This window comes from Klebsiella sp. K5-306 (genome assembly GCF_051835185.1).
GTDB lineage: Bacteria > Pseudomonadota > Gammaproteobacteria > Enterobacterales > Enterobacteriaceae > Klebsiella > Klebsiella oxytoca.
Map to the genome: position 1 here is coordinate 1 of NZ_JAIFJY010000032.1, position 21,748 is coordinate 21,748.

General features: G+C 56.4%; 22 protein-coding genes and 1 riboswitch. Of the genes, 13 read left to right on the plus strand and 9 right to left on the minus strand.

From position 1 onward, the window contains the following. The first annotated feature begins 589 nt into the window (after nucleotides 1-589). A complete protein-coding gene (gene purH, locus K2184_RS27865; RefSeq protein WP_049127489.1) occupies nucleotides 590-2,179 on the plus strand; it encodes a bifunctional phosphoribosylaminoimidazolecarboxamide formyltransferase/IMP cyclohydrolase in 1,590 nt (529 codons plus the stop codon). A gap of 15 nt (nucleotides 2,180-2,194) precedes the next feature. Beyond that, nucleotides 2,195-3,487 (plus strand): phosphoribosylamine--glycine ligase, encoded by a 1,293-nt coding sequence (purD, locus tag K2184_RS27870; protein ID WP_032729270.1) that lies wholly within the window; start codon nucleotides 2,195-2,197, stop codon nucleotides 3,485-3,487. On the opposite strand, the gene zraR is transcribed toward purD, so the two are convergent. Continuing rightward, entirely contained in the window at nucleotides 3,484-4,815 is a 1,332-nt protein-coding gene (gene zraR / locus K2184_RS27875; RefSeq protein ID WP_163525837.1) for a sigma-54-dependent response regulator transcription factor ZraR, read from the minus strand. The two genes, purD and zraR, sit on opposite strands and share 4 nt — an antisense overlap. Continuing rightward, nucleotides 4,812-6,200: a two-component system sensor histidine kinase ZraS gene (gene zraS, locus K2184_RS27880; protein ID WP_016809149.1), complete on the minus strand. Its 1,389-nt coding sequence runs from the start codon at nucleotides 6,198-6,200 to the stop codon at nucleotides 4,812-4,814. Before zraS ends, zraR begins: the two co-directional genes overlap by 4 nt. A 251-nt stretch (nucleotides 6,201-6,451) precedes the next feature. On the opposite strand from zraS, the gene zraP reads away from it, so the two are divergent. Continuing rightward, nucleotides 6,452-6,886 (plus strand): zinc resistance sensor/chaperone ZraP, encoded by a 435-nt coding sequence (gene zraP / locus K2184_RS27885; protein WP_023329112.1) that lies wholly within the window; start codon nucleotides 6,452-6,454, stop codon nucleotides 6,884-6,886. A 3-nt stretch (nucleotides 6,887-6,889) separates the two neighbouring features. Here zraP and K2184_RS27890 read toward each other — a convergent pair whose 3' ends face one another. From K2184_RS27890 to nudC, 6 genes are all read right to left on the minus strand, one after another. Next, complete coding sequence (locus tag K2184_RS27890; protein ID WP_004109689.1) at nucleotides 6,890-7,582, minus strand: DUF1481 domain-containing protein; 693 nt, start codon at nucleotides 7,580-7,582, stop codon at nucleotides 6,890-6,892. A gap of 12 nt (nucleotides 7,583-7,594) precedes the next feature. Continuing rightward, nucleotides 7,595-7,867, minus strand: coding sequence for a nucleoid-associated protein HU-alpha (hupA, locus tag K2184_RS27895; protein ID WP_004097675.1), 273 nt, complete (start codon nucleotides 7,865-7,867; stop codon nucleotides 7,595-7,597). A gap of 186 nt (nucleotides 7,868-8,053) precedes the next feature. Then, entirely contained in the window at nucleotides 8,054-8,644 is a 591-nt protein-coding gene (locus K2184_RS27900) for a YjaG family protein (RefSeq protein WP_004117118.1), read from the minus strand. Nucleotides 8,645-8,686: 42 nt separating this feature from the next. Next, nucleotides 8,687-9,358 carry a deoxyribonuclease V gene (gene nfi, locus K2184_RS27905; protein ID WP_024274894.1) on the minus strand — a complete coding sequence of 224 codons (672 nt, stop codon included), beginning with the start codon at nucleotides 9,356-9,358 and terminating at the stop codon, nucleotides 8,687-8,689. A 9-nt stretch (nucleotides 9,359-9,367) separates the two neighbouring features. Continuing rightward, nucleotides 9,368-10,432, minus strand: a complete 1,065-nt coding sequence (hemE, locus tag K2184_RS27910) for a uroporphyrinogen decarboxylase (protein WP_004109692.1) — start codon at nucleotides 10,430-10,432, stop codon at nucleotides 9,368-9,370. Between the two features lie 166 nt (nucleotides 10,433-10,598). Continuing rightward, nucleotides 10,599-11,372 carry an NAD(+) diphosphatase gene (gene nudC / locus K2184_RS27915; RefSeq protein WP_004117114.1) on the minus strand — a complete coding sequence of 258 codons (774 nt, stop codon included), beginning with the start codon at nucleotides 11,370-11,372 and terminating at the stop codon, nucleotides 10,599-10,601. A gap of 95 nt (nucleotides 11,373-11,467) precedes the next feature. Between nudC and K2184_RS27920 the strand changes: the two genes are divergently transcribed. The 10 genes from K2184_RS27920 to K2184_RS27965 all read left to right on the plus strand — a co-directional run bounded on the left by K2184_RS27920 (nucleotide 11,468) and on the right by K2184_RS27965 (nucleotide 20,235). Further along, nucleotides 11,468-11,965: an Rsd/AlgQ family anti-sigma factor gene (locus tag K2184_RS27920; RefSeq protein ID WP_004109697.1), complete on the plus strand. Its 498-nt coding sequence runs from the start codon at nucleotides 11,468-11,470 to the stop codon at nucleotides 11,963-11,965. 54 nt (nucleotides 11,966-12,019) lie between these two features. Next, nucleotides 12,020-12,133, plus strand: a riboswitch (TPP riboswitch). 85 nt (nucleotides 12,134-12,218) lie between these two features. Beyond that, nucleotides 12,219-14,114, plus strand: a complete 1,896-nt coding sequence (thiC, locus tag K2184_RS27925; RefSeq protein WP_032729273.1) for a phosphomethylpyrimidine synthase ThiC — start codon at nucleotides 12,219-12,221, stop codon at nucleotides 14,112-14,114. Beyond that, nucleotides 14,114-14,749: a thiamine phosphate synthase gene (gene thiE / locus K2184_RS27930; protein ID WP_004109703.1), complete on the plus strand. Its 636-nt coding sequence runs from the start codon at nucleotides 14,114-14,116 to the stop codon at nucleotides 14,747-14,749. The genes thiC and thiE overlap by 1 nt, the downstream gene beginning before the upstream one ends. Then, nucleotides 14,742-15,497: a HesA/MoeB/ThiF family protein gene (locus K2184_RS27935; protein ID WP_004109706.1), complete on the plus strand. Its 756-nt coding sequence runs from the start codon at nucleotides 14,742-14,744 to the stop codon at nucleotides 15,495-15,497. The genes thiE and K2184_RS27935 overlap by 8 nt, the downstream gene beginning before the upstream one ends. Beyond that, a complete protein-coding gene (gene thiS, locus K2184_RS27940; RefSeq protein WP_004109709.1) occupies nucleotides 15,481-15,681 on the plus strand; it encodes a sulfur carrier protein ThiS in 201 nt (66 codons plus the stop codon). Before K2184_RS27935 ends, thiS begins: the two co-directional genes overlap by 17 nt. A 1-nt stretch (nucleotide 15,682) precedes the next feature. Beyond that, the gene (thiG, locus tag K2184_RS27945; RefSeq protein ID WP_004109711.1) at nucleotides 15,683-16,453 is read left to right on the plus strand and encodes a thiazole synthase; all 771 of its coding nucleotides are present in this window, start codon (nucleotides 15,683-15,685) and stop codon (nucleotides 16,451-16,453) included. Continuing rightward, complete coding sequence (gene thiH, locus K2184_RS27950; RefSeq protein ID WP_004109713.1) at nucleotides 16,450-17,583, plus strand: 2-iminoacetate synthase ThiH; 1,134 nt, start codon at nucleotides 16,450-16,452, stop codon at nucleotides 17,581-17,583. The genes thiG and thiH overlap by 4 nt, the downstream gene beginning before the upstream one ends. Nucleotides 17,584-17,903: 320 nt before the next feature. Beyond that, a complete protein-coding gene (locus K2184_RS27955; protein WP_004109715.1) occupies nucleotides 17,904-19,436 on the plus strand; it encodes a sensor domain-containing diguanylate cyclase in 1,533 nt (510 codons plus the stop codon). A 172-nt stretch (nucleotides 19,437-19,608) separates the two neighbouring features. After that, nucleotides 19,609-19,914 (plus strand): PTS sugar transporter subunit IIB, encoded by a 306-nt coding sequence (locus tag K2184_RS27960; protein ID WP_004109717.1) that lies wholly within the window; start codon nucleotides 19,609-19,611, stop codon nucleotides 19,912-19,914. A 3-nt stretch (nucleotides 19,915-19,917) separates the two neighbouring features. Beyond that, a complete protein-coding gene (locus K2184_RS27965; protein WP_004097651.1) occupies nucleotides 19,918-20,235 on the plus strand; it encodes a PTS lactose/cellobiose transporter subunit IIA in 318 nt (105 codons plus the stop codon). A 43-nt stretch (nucleotides 20,236-20,278) separates the two neighbouring features. Here the strand turns inward: K2184_RS27965 and dcuB are convergent, their stop codons facing one another. After that, nucleotides 20,279-21,619 (minus strand): anaerobic C4-dicarboxylate transporter DcuB, encoded by a 1,341-nt coding sequence (gene dcuB / locus K2184_RS27970; protein ID WP_004117097.1) that lies wholly within the window; start codon nucleotides 21,617-21,619, stop codon nucleotides 20,279-20,281. Nucleotides 21,620-21,748: the final 129 nt, after the last annotated feature.

Consider the following 21,748-nt stretch of genomic DNA (forward strand, 5'->3'; position numbering starts at 1 on the left):
CGTGTTCACTCTTTGAGACTTGGTATTCATTTTTCGTCCGAAGACGTTAAGAATCCATGTCACTTTGAGTGCCCACACAGATTGTCTGATAAATTGTTAAAGAGCAGTGCAACGCGGCTTTCGCTCATCGTTGCGAGGTGGCGTATATTACGCTTTCCTCTTTCAGAGTCAACCCTGTTTTTCAGGATTTTTTCTCTTCAACCAACCGGCTGTTTGTGTGAAGTGATTCACATCTGCCGTGTCGATGGAGGCGCATTATAGGGAGTTCCCGGGCATCCGCAATAGTTAAATTGCAGAAAAATGACTGACTGCTGCATTCCCCAGCAAAACCCCGCTTTATACCCTGTTACGCACAGAATTATCCACAGATGTCGGGCGATACCCCAAAACAAAAGCCACGCCACCTCTCTATATAAGCCGTCGTTCAGGGCTAAAAAGAGAAAGATAAAAATTCGCGAGCGTTGCGCAAACGTTTTCGTTACAATGCCGCGCTATAACAAGGATGCCCGGTTGGGTGCGTTAGGTGAGTTTTTAGGCAAAAACTCACCTAACGCTCTCTGTAATATTCAAATCCTGGGGATTTAATACCATGCAACAACGTCGTCCAGTCCGCCGCGCCCTGCTCAGTGTTTCTGACAAGGCCGGTATCGTCGAATTCGCGCAGGCGCTTTCCGCTCGTGGTGTCGAGCTACTGTCTACGGGTGGTACCGCACGCCTGCTGGCTGAGAAAGGTCTGCCGGTTACCGAAGTCTCTGACTACACCGGTTTCCCGGAAATGATGGACGGACGCGTGAAGACTCTGCATCCGAAAGTTCACGGCGGCATTCTCGGCCGCCGCGGCCAGGATGACGGCATTATGGAACAACACGGTATCGCGCCTATTGATATGGTGGTTGTTAACCTGTATCCGTTTGCTCAAACCGTTGCCCGCGAGGGTTGCTCGCTGGAAGATGCGGTAGAAAACATTGATATCGGCGGCCCAACCATGGTTCGCTCGGCGGCGAAGAACCATAAAGACGTCGCCATCGTGGTGAAGAGCAGCGACTACGATGCCATTATTAAAGAGATGGATGCGAACGAAGGCTCCCTGACCCTCGACACCCGCTTCGACCTCGCCATTAAAGCATTCGAACACACCGCCGCCTACGACAGCATGATTGCCAACTACTTCGGCAGCATGGTTCCGGCCTATCACGGCGAGAGCAAAGAAGCCGCTGGCCGCTTCCCGCGCACCCTGAACCTGAACTTCATTAAGAAGCAGGATATGCGTTACGGTGAAAATAGCCACCAGCAGGCTGCCTTCTATATAGAAGAAGAAATCAAAGAAGCCTCTGTCGCCACGGCACAGCAGGTTCAGGGTAAAGCCCTCTCCTATAACAACATTGCCGACACCGATGCCGCGCTGGAATGCGTCAAAGAATTCAGTGAGCCGGCCTGCGTTATTGTGAAGCACGCCAACCCATGTGGCGTAGCGGTAAGCACCTCTATTCTGGATGCCTACGACCGCGCATACAAAACTGACCCGACCTCAGCCTTCGGCGGCATTATCGCGTTTAACCGCGAACTGGATGCCGAAACCGCGCAGGCCATCATCTCCCGCCAGTTCGTTGAAGTGATCATCGCACCGTCTGCGACGGAAGAGGCCCTGAAGATCACTGCTGCGAAACAGAACGTCCGCGTTCTGACCTGCGGTCAGTGGACGCAGCGCGTGCCGGGTCTGGACTTCAAACGCGTTAATGGCGGCCTGCTGGTTCAGGACCGCGATCTGGGTATGGTCACAGAAGGCGAACTGCGCGTGGTTACCAAACGCCAGCCGACCGAGCAGGAGCTGCGCGATGCGCTGTTCTGCTGGATCGTTGCGAAATTCGTTAAATCTAACGCCATTGTTTATGCCAAAGAGAACATGACCATCGGAATAGGCGCAGGTCAGATGAGCCGCGTTTACTCTGCCAAAATCGCCGGGATTAAAGCAGGCGATGAGGGACTGGAGGTGAAAGGTTCGGCAATGGCCTCCGACGCCTTCTTCCCGTTCCGCGACGGTATTGATGCCGCCGCTGCCGTTGGCGTGAGCTGCGTCATTCAGCCCGGCGGTTCTATTCGCGACGAAGAGGTGATTGCCGCCGCCGATGAGCACGGCATCGCGATGATCTTCACCGACATGCGCCACTTCCGCCATTAATTCACGGAGCAGACGATGAAAGTATTAGTTATTGGCAACGGCGGCCGCGAGCACGCCCTGGCCTGGAAAGCGGCGCAGTCGCCAAAAGTCGATACCGTTTTTGTCGCCCCGGGTAACGCGGGCACCGCCCTGGAACCAGCGCTGCAGAATGTGGCTATCGGCGTCACCGATATTCCGGCGCTGCTGAGCTTTGCTCAAAGCGAGAAAATTGATCTGACCATCGTTGGCCCGGAAGCGCCACTGGTGATTGGCGTTGTGGATGCGTTCCGCGCCGCGGGGCTGAAAATCTTCGGCCCAACGGAAGGCGCGGCGCAGCTGGAAGGCTCTAAAGCCTTCACCAAAGATTTTCTTGCCCGCCATAACATTCCGACAGCGGAATACCAGAACTTCACCGAAGTCGAGCCCGCGCTGGCGTACCTGCGTGAGAAAGGCGCGCCCATCGTTATCAAGGCCGACGGCCTGGCCGCCGGCAAGGGCGTGATTGTCGCCATGACGCTGGAAGAAGCGGAAGCCGCCGTTCAAGACATGCTGGCAGGTAACGCCTTTGGCGACGCCGGGCACCGCATCGTCATTGAAGAGTTCCTCGACGGCGAAGAGGCGAGCTTTATCGTGATGGTCGACGGCGAGCACGTCCTGCCGATGGCCACCAGCCAGGATCATAAACGCGTGGGCAATGGCGATACCGGCCCGAACACGGGCGGTATGGGCGCTTACTCTCCGGCACCGGTGGTCACCGATGAGGTTCACCAGCGCACCATGGAACGCATTATCTGGCCAACCGTAAAAGGTATGGCAGCGGAGGGTAATACCTACACCGGTTTCCTCTATGCGGGCCTGATGATCGACAAACAGGGCAACCCGAAGGTAATCGAGTTCAACTGCCGCTTTGGCGATCCGGAAACCCAGCCGATCATGCTACGCATGAAATCGGATCTGGTGGATCTGTGCCTCGCCGCCTGCGACGGTAAGCTGAATGAGAAAACCTCCGAGTGGGACGAGCGCGCCTCGCTGGGCGTCGTGATCGCCGCCGGTGGTTATCCGGGCAACTACAGCACCGGCGATGAGATCCACGGCCTGCCGCTGGAAGAAACGGCAGACGGCAAGGTCTTCCACGCCGGCACCAGACTCGCTGATGACGATCGCGTGCTGACCAGCGGCGGCCGGGTACTCTGCGCCACCGCGCTGGGTCGCACCGTTGCTGAAGCGCAAAAGCGCGCTTACGCCCTGATGAGCGATATCAGCTGGGACGGCAGCTTTAGCCGTAACGACATCGGCTGGCGCGCTATCGAACGTGAGCAAAACCGCTAACGGCTGAGCTTTGCCAGCAGCGTTTTGCGCGTAATGCCCAACTGACGGGCGGCTTCAGTTTTGTTGCCGCCCGTTTTTTCGAGCGCCGCGAGGATCGCTTCTTTCTCTACCTCCACCAGCGGCTGAATAACATCATCACCGTGCAACACGTCCGCAACTGGCGTACCGGCAATTGCCAGCGGCAGTTCGCGTTCGGAGATGTACTCTCCGGTCAGCAGGACCACCGCCCGCTCCACCGCATTTTCCAGCTCGCGAATATTACCCGGCCAGGCGTAGTGGATGAGCAAGTCCATCGCCTGTGGCGTAAATCCCTGTACTGCTTTACGGTTACGCTCGGCATACCGTTGCAGGAAATAGCGCGCCAGTTGGGGGATATCCTCCCTGCGATGACGCAGCGGCGGCATATCGATAGTCACGACGTTCAGGCGGTAGTAGAGATCCTGGCGAAAACGCCCGTCACTGACCTCTTCGGCTAAATCCCGGTGGGTGGCGGCAATTAGCCGTACATCGACCGAAAGGGTCTGATTGCTGCCCACCCGCTGCACTTCACGCTCCTGAATCGCCCGCAGCAGACGCACCTGCATCAATGGCGAAATATCGCCAATTTCATCGAGGAAAAGCGTACCGCCGTCCGCTTCAACGAAGCGCCCTTCTCGCCGTTTGTCCGCGCCGGTAAACGCGCCCTTCTCATGGCCAAACAGCTCCGACTCCAGCAACGACTCGTTAAGCGCCGCGCAGTTGAGGATCACCAGCGGCTGGCGGCTGCGAGCGCTGCTGGCGTGCAGCGCCCGCGCGACCAGCTCTTTCCCTGTGCCCGACTCGCCGTGAATTAATACCGTCGCATCGGAGGGCGCAACCAGGGCGATATTGTTCAGCAGCGCCCGCATCGCCGGGCTATCCCCCACCATGCCAAACTGGGCGGCCGGAGTCCCGGCAACGGGAGACTCGCTCTGCCGAGTGTGAGCCAACGCCTCGGATAGCGTCAGCTGCAGCTTGTCAAAGTCCAGCGGCTTAATCAGGTAGTCCAGCGCACCGGATTTCAGCGCTTCCACAGCGGTGTCGACGCTGGAGTACGCTGTCATAATCAGAACGGGAATCGACGGATTCAAGGTTTTGATCTCTTTCAGCGTTTCGATGCCATCCATCTCCGCCATGCGGATGTCGCATAGCACCAGATCAAACACCTTCTCGCGCACCTGTTCCAGCGCCTGTACGCCGTTGTAAGCCAGCGCAACCCGATAACCCCAGCCCCGCAACAACGCCTGTAAGATAGTGCAGTGGCTGATGTCATCGTCCACCACCAGAATATCGACCTGCTCGCCACTCATCCTTGTTCATCCTTCTGTTGCCCATTAACCGGCAAATAGAGCGTAAATAGCGCGCCCTTGCCGGGAGTGCTCTCGGCGTCAATTGTTCCGCCGTGCTGCTCAACGATGTTCTGCACCACCGCCAGCCCCAGCCCGGTGCCGTCGGCCTTGGTAGTGAAGTACGGTGTAAAAATGGCCTGTAGCTGTTCCGCCGTCATCCCTTTGCCGCTGTCCGCAACGCTCACCTTTACTCGCCCATCGCCGCACTCTCTCACCGCCACCGTAATCACGCCATCGCGGCCAATGGCATGGATAGCATTGAGATAAAGGTTGAGCAGCACCTGTTTTAAACGATCCGGATCGGCCTGGATGCGGCATAGCGCGGGCTGCGCGATAAACTTCAGAGATATCGCCCGGCTGGCGGCATCCTGGCTAACCAGTTGAAGCGAATGCGTAATGACTTCATTTAAATCAACCGATTGATATTTTAAATGCGCCGGACGCACCAGTTCCAGCAGCTCGCTGACGACCCTGTTCAGGCGATCGGCTTCCCTGGCCATCACCAGGGCCAACTGATGCGCTTCGCCATCGGCTGGGGTCCGCTCGGCGAAATACCTGGCCAGCCCTTTTATGGATGATAGCGGGTTGCGGATTTCATGGGCGACGCCCGCGGCCAGATGACCGAGCGCCAGCAGCTTTTCTTTTCGCGCCGTCGCTTCCTGCAGCTGCTTGCGCGAACGCTGATAGCGGCGAAACCAGAACTGCGCCAGCACCGTTGCCGTCATGACTACGCCTGCCGCGCAGAGCATGATGACCATATTGCGCAGGCCACGAGCATGGTCGGCATCCAGCTCGCGGGTATCAAAGGCAATAAAAATGACCTGGGGCGCCTGATTACGGAGATCGGCAGATTCGCGACGCATCATCATGCGCATATGATGCCCACCGCTGTTAAGCGGGCGAAACTGGCGATAAATCTCCAGCGCCGGCTCCGGTTGTTCGAGGCGGCGCCAGCGCTCCTCGCTACCGATATTCAGCTCTCGCAGGGTGCTGGCGGGGTAGAGCGACTCACCGACCCGCCGCGGGTCGCTATGGGCGATAATTTTACCGTTCTCATCTGTCACCGCGAACCACAACACGCCGGGCTGCCAGGCCATCTCCTCCAGTAGCGCCTGCAGCTGGGAATGATGCATACGCATTCCCATTCCGACCCGGGTTCCGGACTCAAGAGCGCGGATCAGCACGCTGCCTTTTTCCTGGATAGTCTGGCGTGCGGCTTCATTTTCACGGCCATAGTCACGCACGATTAACGCAGAAAACAGGCACACCAGCAGTAAGATAAGGCCGGTTAACAACCAGCTCAGCCCAACGGCGACGGAATCCTTAGACAACCGCATCACGTTCATGACAACTCCCTTTCCTCAGACACCGCATAGCCCAGCAGAAATCATGCCACTATTCCGCCGCCTCTAACCTCTCCCTGGGCGCAAACCGGGAAGGCGATCGAGTAAAAATGACCCGCTGCGCCCTTTACCGCGAGTCATTTTTACTCGCTCTCGTCCGCTGAAAAGCATTCAACGCCCGATATCCTGCGGCCTTTCCACTCTGGCACGGAAGATGCAAATCACTGAGTAACCATAAGGCAGGAGAATAAACTATGAAACGGAACAAAAAAATGACGCTGACGCTGATTGCCCTCGCCGCGCTGACTTTCGGCAGTAGCTCAGCCTGGGCAAGGCACCACTGGAATAACGGTACCGGTATGGGCCCCCAGGGCTATAGTCAGCTGACGACCGACCAGCAGGCCACTGCCCAGAAGCTGCATAATGATTTCTATGAGCAAACTCGCGTTTTACGTCAGCAGCTCATTTCAAAACGCTATGAATACAACGCGCTGTTAACCACCGATAAACCTGACAGCGCGAAAATCGAATCCGTCGCCCAGGAGATGGACGCTCTCGGTCAGAAGCTTGCCCAGCAGCGGGTGAAGTTCGATCTCGCATTAGCGCAGGCGGGTATTCCTCGCGGCGAGGGGATGGGACGTGGAGGCTGCGGCGGAGGCCGCGGTCATATGGGGATGAACCACTGGTAAGGTTCAGAAGCTTTTTTCGGTCGGCTGCCAGGTACAGAAGTCTTCGTTTGCCACCAGCAGCAGCTGAGAGCCTTCCGGCGCTTCCAGCCACGCCACGCTCACCTCGACGGATGAGTGGTTCTGACGACGCTCAATATGCGCCAACGCCAGCGTATCGAGGTCAGGCTTCACGGTCTGACCTTCGCAGGTGGTTACCGTCCTGTCAGCATGCCACCGCCCCTGGCGCAGCATGACGCGTCCCTGACGCAGTGCATCGCTGGTCTGGCGTATTTGCTCTGCCCGATAGCGATATAGCGCAACCTGATCGCTGGAAAGCTGCTGCTTCTGCCCATCGATTTCACGCTGCATAAAGCTGAGTTCGCCTTGCGCATCAAACCGGGCGCGAATATGTTCCGGCGGTTTGCCGTAGACGTTGAGCTCGATCAGCGCGAGCTGACCATCCTGCCAGCGATACTCGCTGGTCGAGGTATTACCATGACGCCATGGACTGAAGGCGGCAAGGAGATGGACCTCACCGTCGGAATCTTTGCGCCAGATACGCATCGCCCCCTGGTTTTCCGCGTAACCGCTGGCGGTAAACGGCGGGAGAGAGGAATCATGGCTGCAGGCAGTGAGCAGCAATACGCCCGCCAGCGCCAGCGTGCGGCGCCAGATAGACAAAAGGGGCCGACAAGCCCCTTCGATAAAACTGTACACTGCCACGCGGTCTTACTTAACTGCGTCTTTCAGAGCTTTACCTGAAACAAATGCCGGTACGTTTGCTGCGGCGATTTTGATTTCATTACCGGTCTGCGGGTTGCGGCCAGTACGCTCAGCGCGGTGGTTCACTTTGAAGGTACCGAAACCAACCAGTTGAACAGCATCACCTTCTTTCAGAGACTCGGTAATTGCAGCCAGGGTAGATTCCAGGGCAGCTTTCGCCTGTGCTTTGGACAGGTCAGCTTTGTCCGCAATTACATCAATCAGTTGAGTCTTGTTCATAAGTTATCCTTACAATGTGTTTATCGCTTGCTAAGCATCGAGTGCGACGGAAATGCCTGAAAAGCACTCTCCTGCATACACGCACCGATAGCCACGTTTTTTCGCCCCCCAAATGTAGACCAGACGGGGGGCGGAATGGAAGCCTTCAGACGCTACAATTCAGGCGGTAAATCACGTTTTCTGGTCTCATTGCTGAAAATTTATACCAATATTGCTCTCACCGGCCTCGCGAAGGTCTGCACGTAGCCCTTTGATCAGTTCAATATCGCGTTCTTCGCAGTCGGCCAGAAGACGAAAAATCTCCCACTGAATATCCCATTCTTGTTCGACAGCCGGGTTTTCTTTGAGCTCTTCGTCGGTCATTTCGCGACCAGCCTGGGTCATTTCCAGCATCGCAACGGTGGTGATCGAACTCTTGCTGACTTCGATGGCGTGTTCGAGCGTTTCGCCGCTTAGCCGCGAATGAAGCAGTTCACTCAATGCGACGCAGGCATCGATGGCCGGATAGACGCCGTACAGGTCGTAATCATCAGCGGCCGGAATCGCCTCTTCCAGCTTTTCCAGCTGGCTGTCGAAATTCACCTTCGCATCTTTTACCGTCAGCGTTTCCCAGATCAGATCGAGGATACGGCGATAAAGCTGGCCATCGGCAAATTCCGTTTGCTGACAGAACATAGCGTAGTTGGGGTACATCCGCTCGCACAGGCAGGCCATAAAAGTCACGTGCTGCCAGCTTTCCAGCTTCTCCAGACGCAGGTGAATCGGGTTTTGTAACATGATGAAATCTCGAAGTCAGAAATTAGCCGCAGTGTACCTGAATCAGTCGCGATTTGCTTGCCAACGCACAAACGCCGGACGCCGGGACGCCACCGCATCGGCCCAGCGCGTTGGCTCAGGCAGGCGATAGCCTTTCAGGCAGCGCTCCACCCACATCAGCGCGCTATCCAGGCCAACGCGGTGCCCGGTACTCACAAACAGCGGATTGCAGCGCGTTTTGCTGCGCAAGACCCACGCCAGCTGTTCGCCTTTATCTAACAACGGCGCCAGCGCGCCGGGTTCATCGCCCAACGGCCCGAACTTACCGCACAGCCGTTTTTTCGCCACGCCGATAGTCGGTACATCCACCAGCAGGCCAAAATGGCTGGCGACGCCGAGGCGGCGCGGGTGGGAAATACCGTGGCCATCAACGAATAACAGATTCGGCTTTTGCGAAAGTAGCTCCCATGCCGCCAGCAGCGCGGGGGTTTCGCGAAAGGAGAGGAAGCCGGGAATGTAAGGCATCGTGGTCGCGACGCGCGCGACCTGATACTCCACCAGCTCCAGGGACGGATAGCTTAGCAGTACCATCGCCGCCCGGGTGATTTCTCCCTCTTGCTCAAAACCGACATCCGCTCCGCCGATCAGCGTCGGCGGATCCTGTTCCAACCGATCGCCTCGTTCAACCGATGCCGCCAGGCTGAGCTGCTGTGTGCGTAGCGATGACAAATCCATATTCACTCCTTAACGGTGGTATTGCGCCGACAACCGGTGCACTGCCTCCACAAATACGCCCGCATGTTCCGGGTTAACATCCTGATGAATTCCGTGCCCGAGGTTAAAGACATGGCCTTCACCCTGGCCAAACCCGGCGAGAATAGTCGCCACCTCTTCTTCAATACGCGCCGGAGGGGCATACAGCATCGAGGGATCCATATTGCCCTGCAGGGCGACTTTATGACCGACGCGACGACGCGCATCGGCGATATCGGTGGTCCAGTCGAGTCCCAGCGCATCGCAGCCTGTTTCCGCCATCGCTTCCAGCCACTGCCCGCCGCCTTTGGTAAATAGCGTCACCGGCACGCGACGGCCATCGTTTTCACGCAGCAGCCCATCAACGATTTTATGCATGTAATAGAGCGAGAACTGCTGGTAGTCACGGCCGGTCAGCACTCCGCCCCAGGTATCAAAAATCATCACCGACTGCGCGCCCGCTTTGATTTGCGCATTCAGATACAGCGTGACGCTTTTCGCCAGCTTATCGAGCAGCGCATGCAGGGCCTGCGGCTCGGCGTACATCATCTTTTTAATTACCGTAAACGCTTTGCTGCTGCCGCCTTCCACCATATAGGTTGCCAGCGTCCACGGGCTGCCGGAAAAGCCGATCAGCGGCACTTCTCCCTTCAGCTCACGGCGAATCGTGCGCACGGCATTCATCACGTAGCCAAGCTCACCTTCCGGGTCTGGAACGGGTAATTTATCGACATCGGCTTTGCAGGTAATGGGCGAGGTAAAGCGCGGGCCCTCCCCGGCTTCAAAATAGAGCCCCAGCCCCATCGCATCCGGGATGGTGAGAATGTCCGAGAAGAGGATAGCCGCATCCAGCTTATAGCGGCGCAGCGGCTGCAGCGTCACTTCACAGGCCAGCTCTGCGTTTTTACACAGCGACATAAAATCGCCCGCTTCGGCGCGGGTGGCCTTATATTCCGGTAAATAGCGGCCCGCCTGACGCATCATCCACACCGGGGTGACATCAACCGGCTGGCGTAGCAGCGCGCGCAGGTAACGATCGTTCTTCAGTTCGGTCATTTTTACATTCCTTTAGCGTTGATGCGCCAAGTTTATACACAAAATCATTCAAAGTGGATCAAGGCGGCAATTGAATGAACCCCAGGAGCTTACTCAAGTAAGTGACTGGGGTGAGTAAAAGCAGCCAACAAAGAGGCAATTTGAAGGATAAAGTGCATGTAACATGTCACTCATACTCTGCCCGACACATCGCCACGGTATCTTCAATCAGCCGGCGCGCCACGGTGCCCGGCGGCGGCAAAAGCGGCAGATTGTCATAGCGATACCATCCCGCCTCCAGCAGCTCTTTCTTGTCGATGACAATCTCGCCGCTATCGTACTCGGCCATAAACGCGGTCATCAGCGATTGCGGGAACGGCCAGGGCTGGGAGGTTACATAGCGCAGGTTTTTCACCTTGATACCGCTCTCCTCCATCACTTCGCGGGCAACGGTTTGCTCCAGGGTTTCGCCGACTTCGACAAATCCGGCCAGCACCGTATGCACGCCGTTGCGATGGCGAGTATGCTGCGCCAGCAGGATAGAATCATCCCGACGGATGGCGACGATAATGCACGGGGCGATTTGCGGGTAGTAGCGTTCGCGGCAGTGGCTGCATAGCATTGCCCACTCGGTTTTGCTGGGGTGCATGGGATGGCCGCAGTAGCCGCAGAATTTATGCGAGCGGTAGAACTCCGCCAGCTGGATCCCGCGTCCCGCCAGTTGAAAAAGGCCAGCATCCTGATCGAGCACCTGACGCAGCGATCCCATCTCATGGCGACGATCCTGGCGCACCAGCCACACCGGTTCGCCCTGCCATTCGCCTATTCGCAGCGCGGTTTGCCCGGCAAGATTAAAATTTACCGCTTCGCCATATGGTAATTCCCCATCGGGTAACCATAATTTCTGTTCGTGGCTGACAATCCACCAGCCGCGATCTAATTTTTCAATAATACGATCCATATCTATTGCACTACCTTCATTTTACTGGCACTTTTAACATTAAATTTACATTTTGGTGAGCAACGTATTTCTCTTAAAACCTTGCGGAGTCAACCATGTTAAACCAGCTGGAAAACCTGACGGAACGTGTTGGAGGCAGCAATAAACTGGTCGATCGCTGGCTACAAGTACGTAAGCATTTGCTTGTGGCTTACTACAACCTGGTTGGCCTGAAGCCTGGCAAAGAATCATTTATGCGGCTTAATGAGAAAGCGCTGGATGATTTTTGCCAAAGCCTGGTGGACTACCTCTCCTCCGGCCATTTTAATATTTATGAACGCTTTATCGGCGAATTGGAAGGCGATACGCCACTTTTAGCCGCCACTAAGATTTATCCACAGCTGCAGGCTAATACCCAGCAGATCATGGATTATTACGATTCCTGCCTCGAAAACGCTATCGATCACGATAACTATCTTGAGTTCCAGCAGGCGCTATCGGACATCGGTGAAGCGCTGGAAGCCCGTTTTGCGCTGGAAGATTCGCTGATTGCCCTCGCCGTAGCCCACAGTCGAAAAGACAACGTTAGCGACAATATCGCGCCGACCGCTTGAGTTGTGAGCCATTAACGCGTAGTTTACATACATTCCCCCTCGCTGAGAGGGGATGTCATCTTGTCGGAGTGCCCATTTTCCCCACTGGAAAAGGCTGAGACCGTTAATTCGGGATCCGCGGAACCTGATCAGGCTAATACCTGCGAAGGGAACAAGAGTAAACTGCGTTTAGCATCTGCCTCTTCATGGCCGATCGCATCTGTTACTCCATCCGTCGTCTGGCAAGCCATATCCTGTTTAACTGGAATGAGCTATGTCTACAACATCACTTACGCGTCGAGAGCAACGCGAACACGCCCAGCGCTTTATCGACACCCTGGAAGGCACCGCATTTCCCAATTCGCAGCGCATCTATATCCGCGGTTCGCAGGAAGATATTCGCGTGCCGATGCGCGAAATTCAGCTGAGCCCGACGCTTATCGGCGGCAGCAAAGACCATCCTCAGTATGAAGCAAACGAAGCCATCCCGGTCTACGATACGTCCGGCCCCTATGGCGATCCGCACATCGCGATCAACGTTCAGCAGGGTCTGGCGAAACTGCGTCAGCCGTGGATTGATGCGCGTCGCGACTGCGAAACGCTTAGCGATCGCAGTTCAGCCTATACCAGAGAGCGGCTGGCGGATGATGGTCTTAACGCGCTGCGCTTTTCCGGTCTGCTTACGCCCAGGCGCGCCATCGTCGGGAAATGCGTGACGCAGCTGCACTATGCCCGTCAGGGGATTGTCACTCCTGAGATGGAATTCATCGCCATTCGCGAAAATATGGGTCGCGAACGCATTCGTGGTGAAGTGCTGCGCCAGCAGCATCCGGGCGTCGGGTTTGGCGCGCGGCTGCCGGAGAATATCACCCCGGAATTTGTGCGCGCTGAAGTTGCCGCCGGGCGCGCGATTATCCCGGCCAATATAAATCATCCGGAATCCGAGCCGATGATCATCGGCCGCAACTTCCTCGTGAAGGTTAACGCCAATATTGGTAACTCAGCGGTCACCTCGTCGATAGAAGAAGAGGTCGAGAAGCTGGTGTGGGCGACGCGCTGGGGAGCGGATACGGTTATGGACCTTTCCACCGGCCGCTATATTCATGAGACCCGCGAGTGGATCCTGCGCAATAGTCCGGTACCGATCGGTACCGTGCCGATCTACCAGGCGTTAGAAAAGGTAAACGGGATCGCCGAAGATCTTACCTGGGAAGCCTTCCGCGACACGCTGCTCGAACAGGCGGAACAAGGGGTGGACTACTTCACTATCCATGCGGGCGTGCTGCTGCGCTACGTGCCGATGACCGCCAGACGCCTGACAGGCATCGTCTCCCGCGGCGGCTCAATCATGGCGAAATGGTGCTTATCCCATCACAAAGAGAACTTTCTCTACCAACATTTTCGTGAAATCTGCGAAATCTGCGCCGCCTATGACGTTTCGCTGTCGCTGGGCGATGGCCTGCGCCCGGGCTCGATTCAGGATGCCAACGACGAAGCGCAGTTTGCCGAGCTGCACACGCTGGGAGAGCTAACCCAAATTGCGTGGGAGTATGACGTACAGGTGATGATCGAAGGCCCGGGCCATGTGCCGATGCAGATGATTCAGCGCAATATGACTGAAGAGCTGGAGCACTGTCACGAAGCGCCTTTCTATACCTTAGGGCCGCTAACCACCGATATTGCGCCTGGTTATGATCATTTCACCTCCGGGATTGGCGCAGCCATGATCGGCTGGTTCGGCTGCGCGATGCTCTGCTACGTGACGCCGAAAGAGCATCTCGGCCTGCCGAATAAAGAGGACGTTAAGCAGGGCCTGATTACCTACAAAATAGCCGCCCACGCCGCAGACCTCGCTAAAGGCCATCCCGGCGCGCAAATCCGCGATAACGCCATGTCGAAAGCGCGCTTCGAGTTCCGCTGGGAAGACCAGTTTAATCTGGCGCTCGACCCGTTCACCGCGCGCGCTTACCACGACGAAACCCTGCCGCAGGAGTCAGGCAAAGTGGCCCACTTCTGCTCCATGTGCGGCCCCAAATTTTGCTCAATGAAGATAAGCCAGGAAGTTCGCGACTACGCCGCCGCGCAGACCATCGAAGTGGGGATGGCCGATATGTCGGAAAACTTCCGCGCCCGCGGCAGTGAAATCTATCTACGTAAGGAGGAAGCCTGATGTATCAACCCGATTTTCCATCCGTCCCATTCCGTTTAGGCCTCTATCCGGTCGTCGATAGCGTCGCGTGGATCGAACGCTTACTGGCTGCGGGCGTTCGCACTCTCCAGCTGCGCATCAAGGATAAGCGCGATAGTGATGTCGAAGACGATGTCGTTGCCGCTATCACGCTGGGACGCAAATACCATGCGCGGCTGTTTATTAACGATTACTGGCGCCTGGCCATTAAACATCAGGCTTATGGCGTGCATTTAGGCCAGGAGGATCTGGAAACCACCGACCTCAGCGCCATCCGCAACGCCGGACTGCGCCTTGGCGTTTCCACCCATGACGATATGGAAATGGATATCGCGCTGGCGGCGCGTCCCTCTTACATCGCGCTTGGTCACGTTTTTCCGACACAAACCAAGCAGATGCCTTCCTCCCCTCAGGGGCTGGATCAGCTGGCGCAGCATATTCAGCGACTGGAGGATTATCCAACCGTGGCGATTGGCGGCATCAGCCTTGAGCGCGCTCCGGCAGTACTGGCCACCGGCGTCGGCAGCATTGCGGTAGTCAGCGCCATCACCCAGGCGACCGACTGGCGGCAGGCAACGGCACGGTTGCTTGAGATAGCGGGAGCCGGTGATGAATGACAGCGATTTTATGCGCTATAGCCGCCAGCTGCTGCTGGAGGATATCGCCATTGAAGGCCAGCAAAAGCTGCTGGCCAGCCGGGTGTTGATCGTGGGTCTCGGCGGGCTGGGTTCCCCCGCCGCGCTCTATCTTGCCGGAGCCGGCGTCGGCACGCTGGCGCTGGCCGATGACGACGACGTTCACGTCAGCAACCTGCAGCGACAAATTTTGTTCACCAGCGATGATATCGCTCAGCCTAAAACCACGGCCGCCAGGGCCCGGCTGGCTCGGCTAAATCCGCAGATTGAACTGATTGCGCTGAAGCAGCGGTTAGGCGGAAAGGCCCTGCAGGAGGAAGTGGCGAAGGCCGATGTGGTACTGGATTGCACCGATAACATGGCGACCCGACAGGCGATCAACGCCGCCTGCGTCGCGCTTAAAACGCCGTTGATTACTGCCAGCGCTGTCGGACTCGGAGGCCAGCTGATGGTACTGACGCCGCCGTGGGAGCAGGGCTGTTATCGCTGCCTGTGGCCGGATGCTAACGAACCCGAACGCAACTGCCGCACGGCGGGCATCATTGGCCCGGTCGTCGGCATGATGGGAACCCTACAGGCGCTGGAGGCCATCAAACTGCTCAGCGGCATGGCGGCGCCGCGTAACGCGCTGCGCCTGTTTGATGCGCGCACCAGCAGCTGGCGTACGCTGACATTACAGCGATCTCTGGGCTGTCCGGTCTGTGGAGGGCAGCATGCAGGTGTGGTTTAACGATGAACCGTTGCAGTGTGCCGAAGCGACCTCCGTCGCCGCCCTGCTCGCTCAACTGGAACAGCAGTTGCCGGGCGTCGCGCTGGCGCTCAATCAACACATCCTGCCGCGCGAACGGTGGGAAGATCATCTTTTGCAGGAAGGCGACCAAATCCTGCTTTTTCAGGTTATCGCTGGAGGCTGACATGTTACGTATTGCAGATAAAACGTTTGAATCACATCTCTTCACCGGCACCGGTAAATTCGCCGCTCCCGAGGTCATGGTGGAGGCCATTCGCGCCTCCGGTAGCCAACTGGTGACGCTGGCGATGAAGCGCGTCGATCTCCGTCAGCATAATGACGCCATCCTCGCGCCGCTGCTGGCGGCCGGCGTTAGCCTGCTCCCCAACACCTCCGGGGCCAAAACGGCGGAAGAGGCGGTATTTGCCGCCCGCCTGGCTCGGGAAGCGCTGGGCACCCACTGGCTGAAACTGGAAATTCATCCGGACGCCCGCTGGCTGCTCCCCGATCCGATCGAAACGCTGAAAGCGGCGGAGATTCTGGTTCGGGAAGGCTTCGTCGTGCTGCCCTACTGCGGCGCCGACCCGGTGCTGTGTAAACGTCTGGAAGAAGCGGGCTGCGCGGCGGTGATGCCGCTCGGCGCGCCCATCGGCTCCAATCAGGGACTGGAAACCAAAGCAATGCTGGAGATTATTATCGAACAGGCCACGGTGCCGGTGGTCGTGGATGCGGGTATTGGCGTGCCGAGCCACGCAGCGCAGGCGCTGGAAATGGGTGCCGACGCGGTCCTGGTGAATACCGCCATCGCCGTTGCCGATGACCCTGTTACCATGGCCCGGGCTTTCCGGCTGGCGATTGATGCCGGATTACTGGCGCGGCAGGCCGGACCGGGCGCGCGCAGCGCGCAGGCGCAGGCCACCAGCCCGCTGACCGGCTTTCTGGAGGCGCAGGTATGAACACCTTCACTGACCGTTGGCGACAGCTGGACTGGGACGATATTCGCCTGCGAATAAACGCGAAAACCACCGCCGACGTTGAACGCGCCCTGGCGGCCAAACAGCTCAGCCGCGACGACATGATGGCCCTGCTCTCCCCCGCCGCTGCTGGCTATCTGGAGCCTCTGGCCCAGCGTGCTCAGCGTCTGACGCGCCAGCGTTTCGGTAATACCGTCAGCTTTTATGTGCCGCTGTATCTCTCTAATCTGTGCGCCAACGACTGTACCTACTGCGGTTTCTCAATGAGTAACCGCATCAAGCGAAAAACTCTGGATGAGGCGGAAATTGCCCGTGAATGCGCGGCAATTCGCGAAATGGGTTTCGAGCATCTGCTGCTGGTGACCGGCGAGCATCAGGGCAAAGTCGGCATGGACTACTTTCGCCAGCATCTGCCCGCGATTCGCCGCCAGTTCGCCTCGCTGCATATGGAAGTCCAGCCGCTGGCGAGGGAGGAATACGCCGAGCTGAAAACCCTCGGGCTGGACGGCGTGATGGTCTATCAGGAGACCTATCATGAAAGCATGTATGCGAAACACCATCTGAAAGGGAAAAAGCAGGACTTTTTCTGGCGGCTGGATACGCCGGACAGGCTTGGCCAGGCGGGAATTGACAAGATTGGCCTTGGCGCATTAATTGGCCTCTCCGACAGCTGGCGCGTGGACTGCTTTATGGTGGCGGAACATCTGCTGTGGCTTCAGCAGCGCTACTGGCGCAGCCGCTACTCCATCTCCTTTCCGCGACTGCGCCCGTGCGCCGGCGGTATCGAACCTGCCTCATTGATGGATGAACGACAGCTGGTGCAAACCATTTGCGCCTTCCGCCTGCTGGCCCCGGAAGTAGAACTTTCGTTATCCACCCGCGAATCCCCCTGGTTCCGCGATCGGGTCATCCCGCTGGCCATCAACAACGTCAGCGCGTTTTCAAAAACTCAGCCCGGTGGGTATGCCGATAACCATCCGGAGCTGGAGCAGTTCGCGCCTCACGATGACCGCCGTCCGGAAGAGGTTGCCAGCGCGCTGGTGGCCAGCGGGCTGCAGCCGGTATGGAAAGACTGGGATAGCTGGCTGGGACGCGCTTCCCAGTCATCATGATAAGAGATGTAACGACTTAAAAGTTCCTGGTGCACGCTCGTAATCAGAGAAACGGAAGATGGTGACCGTGTTTCCGTTTCTCTATCCTGCCCTTGTCAGCAGTGGATGCTGTCCAGGGCGAAAGCTAACTCTTCCTCATTTTCGCCCTGCTCCATCCTCTTCGCTGCAAAGGCAATTCCATCAACATGGAATATTAATCAGTCCATCTCACAACGTCAGCGTTATAATTACCGGAGATTTATCTGATTCAATCGGCAGGCATGCTGGCTAAACCTGCATCTTTCTCCACGGTTTAACGCTTCTGGAACGATTTACGACTCATGGCTCGCCATAATAGAAAGCTCTCTTTCACCTCGCCGATTGTGATCGGGTTCGCCGGTATTTTATTCAGCTTCTTGCTGATAGCGGTGTTCGCCACGACGACGCAGCGAAATGATTTTCTTGAAGATTATCATCATATTAACCGCAATTTCACCCACAATATGGCGACCAACTACACGGAGACGCTGCTGCAGGGCAATGACTTTATCCTCACCCGTGCCGCCACTTTCTTTGCCCGCAATGATGCGCTCAATGAGGCGGTTAACGTCAATCCTGAAAAAGGTTTGATGCAGCTCATGCAGCTGCAAAATATGATGCAAACCGTTTCGTCCATCTCGCTGGCGGATACCAATGGGCACTACCTGCGCGCGCCCGAGGTTCTGGAGACGGAAGACAGTCAGTCTTTTGATGCCAAATCGAGACCGTGGTTTATTAAACAAGCGGAAGCCAGTACCTTCAGCCGGTATACCAGCCCGTACAACGACTACTTCACGCATCATCCGACGATTACCGTCTACAAACCCATAATTTCTCCAGAGGGACGGCTAAAGGGCAGTCTCGCATTTCATCTCGATCTCACCTCAATGGGCTACGCGTTACGGCAGATGGTTGCTCCGGTCCAGGGGGAATTTTTTGTGGTGCAACGCGATGGTAAAGTCGTTCTCCATCCGGATCCTGGCGCCTTATTTAAACCCTACGTCAGTGAAGCGTTGATGGACAGAATGACCAGCGGCGAAGGCCAGCTCTACGATACCGATACGAACGCCTGGTACTACTACTACTCGTTTACCAACCCCGACTGGTTTGTCATTTATCGGGTCGATAACTCGACGCTGGTCAACTTGACTCGCCATGAAACGGATATCGTCGCCTGGAGCTTTGCCCTGGCCGCGATCGTTATCGTGCTGTTTGGCCTGTATCTGCGCCATGCTTCACGTACGGTGTTGATGAACATCATCAATGCCATTAAAACCGGGGATGTTCAGCGCGCCCCGCGGCTGGAAGCGATGCTCAGCAAAGCCATCGAGAGCAATAAGCAGCGCGAGTTAACCTACGTTCGCCAGGCGACCATCGATGCGCTAACCGGCTGCAAGAACCGACGCGCCTTCGACAATGATATCGCCGCGCTGATGAACGATCATCAACCTTTCTCTCTCGCGCTGGTGGATATTGATAACTTTAAAACGATAAATGACACCTGGGGTCATCTCAATGGCGATATCGTTCTGCGCAATGTCGCACGGGAAGGACTGCAGATCCTCCAACCTCTGCAAATTTCACTTTACCGCTACGGCGGGGAGGAGTTTGCGGTGATCTTTACCACCGGACATAGCGATGACGCTCTGAAGCTGCTGGAGAGCTGGCGGGCCCGCGTTGCGCAGCGCTCCTGGCGTGAAGAAGGGCTAACGGTCACCTTTAGCGCAGGTCTCGGCGAATGGAATATGGAACCCCTGGAGCAGCTTGTCGTGCGCGTTGATGAAGCGCTGTATAAAGCCAAGCAGCAGGGCAAGAATCGCATCGTCCGCGCGTAACAGAGCCTACCGTTTCCGGCCCGTCGGACGCGACTTTTAGCGTTTTCTCCTCCATAACCGAAACCGGTTTCATTATTTTGTGATGACTTACACACAATCACCGTAAAGCGGTTGTCCCGCCCGCCTGCCCGCGATAAAGATGGTACATCAAGGAACATAAGGGCCAACAATTATGAAGAATATCGTTTTATGCTGCGCCGCAGGTATGTCTACCAGCATGCTGGTTCAACGTATGCAGGCTGCTGCGCAACAAAAAGGTGTGGAAGTCTCCATCAAAGCCGTACCGGTTGCCGAGTTTAAAGATAACCTTGCCGCTGCCGATATTATCCTGCTCGGCCCCCAGGTGAAGTATGAGCAGGCCAAGCTACAGGCTATGGCCGACCCGTTTGGTAAAAAAGTTGCCGTCATCGATATGATGGATTACGGCATGATGAAAGGCGAAGCCGTGCTTGATAAAGCCCTGAAGCTGATGGAGTAAGAAATGGAAGATTTAGAAACGATCATCATGGAGCTACTGGTTAACGCCGGTTCAGCGCGTAGCTCTGCCTTAACCGCTCTGCAGCTGGCGCGTAAAGGCGATTTTGCTGCGGCCGAACAGGCGATGGCGGAATCTCACGAATTTGTCAAACATGCGCATAAAATCCAGACCCAGCTGATCGGCATGGATGAAGGCAGCGGCAAGCTTCCGGTTAACCTGATTACCGTTCATTCCCAGGACCACCTGATGAACGCGATGGTCATTCAGGATCTGGCAACCGATATGATTGAGCTCTATCGCCGAATTCCGCTCGCGCAATAACCCCAACTATTTAACAGGCGCCGCTAACGGCGCCTGTCCTCTCTTACAGAAATCCATACATCGCCGCAAATACCCAACCAAAGACGCAAGAGACGCTAACGCCAATGAGCCCTGGCAGAATAAAGCTATGGTTAATCACAAAGCGGCCGATATGCGTTGTACCAGAGCGGTCGAATTGAATCGCCGCCAGATCGCTTGGGTAGGTCGGCAGAATGTAATACCCGTAACAGGCAGGTGCGGAAGCAACGATGTAAGCCGGATCGACGCCAATCGCCAGCGCCACCGGAACAATCGCCGCCAGCGCAGCCGCCTGTGAGTTAACAAACTTCGACACCAGCAGCAGTACGATAGCGTAAGCCCACGGATACTCCTTCACCATCTCCCCGAGCACGCCTTTAATCTCGGTCATATGCGCGCCAAACATCGTCTCCGCCATCCACGCGATACCGTACACCGCGACAATGGCGATCATCCCGGAACGGAACACCTCATTTTTGGAAATCGAAGCGGGATTGGTTTTGGTAATGATGATGATGAGCGCCCCGGAAAGCAGCATAAACATTTGGATCACCAGCACCATCGACAGCGGCTTGTCATCAAAGGCCGGACGCAGCTCGGAGAAGGCGCCGAGCAGGGCGACAACGGCTATTGAGGCCAGAAAAATCCACATCGCAATCCAGTTACTGGTCGGCAGCTTCTTATCGAGCAGCGTGGCCGTATCACCATAAACGTAATGGCGGTTTTCCGGCACCGCAATAAAAGCCTGAAAGGCTTCGTCTTTATCGAGGTCTTTACCGCGAAACCAGCTGAAGATACCAATGGCCAGAATCCCCAGCAGCGTTGACGGAATAGTGATCGCCAGCAGATCGAGAAACTCAAGGTGCTTACCGTTAAAGGTGAAATTGCCAAGCATCGCCACCAGCGAGACGACTGCCACCGAAACCGGGCTGGCGATAATCCCCATCTGCGCGCCGATCGAACTCGCGGCCATCGGTCGTTCCGGGCGAATATTATTTTTAATCGCAACATCATAAATAATTGGCAGAATGGTATATACCACGTGCCCGGTTCCGCAAAGAATGGTCAACGTGCAGGTGACGAATGGCGCCACGATTGAAACGTATTTCGGGTTGCGCCGCAGCAGTTTCTCCGCAATCTGCAGCATAACGTCTAAACCGCCGGAAGCCTGCAGCGTCGCTGAGGCGGCCACCACCGCAATGATCACCAGCATGACGTCTACAGGGGGTTTTCCCGGCTTAAGATGAAAGACAAACACTAAAATAACCAGACCAATGCCGCCTAAAAGGCCGAGCGCAATACCGCCCTTTCTCGCGCCATAGAACAAACAAATTAAGATAATGATAAGTTGAATAGCAAATTCCATGCTTCCCCCAGACGCTATCTTTTAAATAGCGACAATACTTTTCCGCTTTGTTTTTTATTTACTCATCTTCCCCGCCCCCTTTCGCCAGATACAGCGATCCCCTCAGTTGCGCAGAACCGAAAAGATGAG

Bases quoted from the DNA above. Each gene is read 5' to 3' on its own strand.
- dcuB (WP_004117097.1), bottom strand. From the start codon at position 21,619: ATGGAATTTGCTATTCAACTTATCATTATCTTAATTTGTTTGTTCTAT.
- hemE (WP_004109692.1), bottom strand. From the start codon at position 10,432: ATGACCGAACTGAAGAACGATCGTTACCTGCGCGCGCTGCTACGCCAG.
- nfi (WP_024274894.1), bottom strand. From the start codon at position 9,358: ATGGATTTGTCATCGCTACGCACACAGCAGCTCAGCCTGGCGGCATCG.
- K2184_RS27920 (WP_004109697.1), top strand. From the start codon at position 11,468: ATGTTAAACCAGCTGGAAAACCTGACGGAACGTGTTGGAGGCAGCAAT.
- purD (WP_032729270.1), top strand. From the start codon at position 2,195: ATGAAAGTATTAGTTATTGGCAACGGCGGCCGCGAGCACGCCCTGGCC.
- nudC (WP_004117114.1), bottom strand. From the start codon at position 11,372: ATGGATCGTATTATTGAAAAATTAGATCGCGGCTGGTGGATTGTCAGC.
- thiG (WP_004109711.1), top strand. From the start codon at position 15,683: ATGTTACGTATTGCAGATAAAACGTTTGAATCACATCTCTTCACCGGC.
- hupA (WP_004097675.1), bottom strand. From the start codon at position 7,867: ATGAACAAGACTCAACTGATTGATGTAATTGCGGACAAAGCTGACCTG.
- zraS (WP_016809149.1), bottom strand. From the start codon at position 6,200: ATGAACGTGATGCGGTTGTCTAAGGATTCCGTCGCCGTTGGGCTGAGC.
- thiC (WP_032729273.1), top strand. From the start codon at position 12,219: ATGTCTACAACATCACTTACGCGTCGAGAGCAACGCGAACACGCCCAG.
- K2184_RS27965 (WP_004097651.1), top strand. From the start codon at position 19,918: ATGGAAGATTTAGAAACGATCATCATGGAGCTACTGGTTAACGCCGGT.
- zraP (WP_023329112.1), top strand. From the start codon at position 6,452: ATGAAACGGAACAAAAAAATGACGCTGACGCTGATTGCCCTCGCCGCG.
- thiE (WP_004109703.1), top strand. From the start codon at position 14,114: ATGTATCAACCCGATTTTCCATCCGTCCCATTCCGTTTAGGCCTCTAT.
- thiS (WP_004109709.1), top strand. From the start codon at position 15,481: ATGCAGGTGTGGTTTAACGATGAACCGTTGCAGTGTGCCGAAGCGACC.
- K2184_RS27960 (WP_004109717.1), top strand. From the start codon at position 19,609: ATGAAGAATATCGTTTTATGCTGCGCCGCAGGTATGTCTACCAGCATG.
- purH (WP_049127489.1), top strand. From the start codon at position 590: ATGCAACAACGTCGTCCAGTCCGCCGCGCCCTGCTCAGTGTTTCTGAC.
- zraR (WP_163525837.1), bottom strand. From the start codon at position 4,815: ATGAGTGGCGAGCAGGTCGATATTCTGGTGGTGGACGATGACATCAGC.
- K2184_RS27955 (WP_004109715.1), top strand. From the start codon at position 17,904: ATGGCTCGCCATAATAGAAAGCTCTCTTTCACCTCGCCGATTGTGATC.
- thiH (WP_004109713.1), top strand. From the start codon at position 16,450: ATGAACACCTTCACTGACCGTTGGCGACAGCTGGACTGGGACGATATT.
- K2184_RS27935 (WP_004109706.1), top strand. From the start codon at position 14,742: ATGAATGACAGCGATTTTATGCGCTATAGCCGCCAGCTGCTGCTGGAG.
- K2184_RS27900 (WP_004117118.1), bottom strand. From the start codon at position 8,644: ATGTTACAAAACCCGATTCACCTGCGTCTGGAGAAGCTGGAAAGCTGG.